The sequence below is a fragment of the Pseudomonas sp. P5_B2 genome, assembly GCF_056400445.1.
In genome coordinates, this window is sequence record NZ_JBFULH010000994.1 from 1 (window position 1) to 1190 (window position 1190).

General features: G+C 58.5%; 1 protein-coding gene and 1 pseudogene. Both read right to left on the bottom strand.

Features of this window, described 5'->3' with window-relative positions:
- Window positions 1-54 precede the first annotated feature (54 nt).
- Window positions 55-660 (bottom strand): annotated as a pseudogene (locus AC1DRJ_RS28610) (sugar phosphate isomerase/epimerase family protein); the annotation flags it as partial.
- 209 nt (window positions 661-869) lie between these two features.
- Window positions 870-1190 (bottom strand): Gfo/Idh/MocA family oxidoreductase (locus tag AC1DRJ_RS28615; RefSeq protein WP_477805099.1); only part of this gene is annotated, 321 nt, incomplete at its 5' end.

Consider the following 1190-nt stretch of genomic DNA (forward strand, 5'->3'; position numbering starts at 1 on the left):
CTAGTTAGGTAATACATAGGAGTGTTCGATGTTATTCACAGTGTGACGCGACTTTCAGCTGCAGAGTAAGCTTTTGACGCGTTCAAGCATCATCCGGCTGCATTCATCCGGCAGTCTTCCCTGGCGAATACCGAGACCGTGGCGATGCTATCGAACTGGATCTCGCGCAGGGTACCGAAGAACGCGTCCCAATCGACTTCGCCCTGACCGATGCGAGATGTTGGTGCACGGTGGCGACGACACCCGGCGGGTTGACGATGTAGTGCAACCCGGAAGAAGCCTCGTGGCTGTAGGTATCGGCGATGATCAGGCGGCTCAGCTTCGACCCGGCATACTTGAGCATCGAGGCGATATGGCTTTTGCCGTCGTCATAAAAAGAAGGTGTGCGGCGCCGCGTAGAGGTAGTTGATTCACTCGCGATCCAGACCGAACGATGTCCACCGACTCGTTGTTGCGCTCGCAAAAGGCGTAACGGCGCGCCTGGATATCCAGCTTGATACCTTCGCGTTCGAACTCCGGAACCAACTCGTCCATGGAGCGCATGAACTGGTTCTCGCAGACCAGCGGGTTGTCCGACTCACCGGTGAACCCGGTGTTGACCAGGTCGCAGTCCATCTCCACGGCAATCCGGATCGCTCGTTTCCAATTGCGTACCGCGCTCGGCTACCTTATCGACCATCTTGCCAGGGACAGGGTGCGGTACATGTAGGGGCCTAGTGCGATGCGCATTTGTTGTTCTCCTTGACCAAGACTTCAGCCCGGACACACATCCTGTGGGAGCGGGCTCGCGATAGCGGAGTGTCAGCCGACATTAATGTTGAATGTGCTGGCGCTATCGCGAGCAGGCTCGCTCCAACAGGGGACGGTGCTCAACCGTAGAAACGGGGGCGGTCAGGGAGTGTGACTTTTACGATCTGGCCGCTGTTTTGCGCTTCGATGCAGGCGTCGGCAGCGACGGCGGCGGCGAAGCCGTCCCATGCTGACGGGCCACCGACCTGGCCAGCGCGCACGCCATCAATGAACGCCTGCAACTCAACGTCATAGGCGGCAATGAACCGATCCTTCCAGTCCATCAAAATCGCGTTCGACAACTTCGCGCCACTGCGCAGTTGAACCTGCGAAGGCTCCGGCAGTTTGGCGATGCCGGTCTCCCCCACCACTTCGCACTGAATGTCGTAGCCGTACTGGCA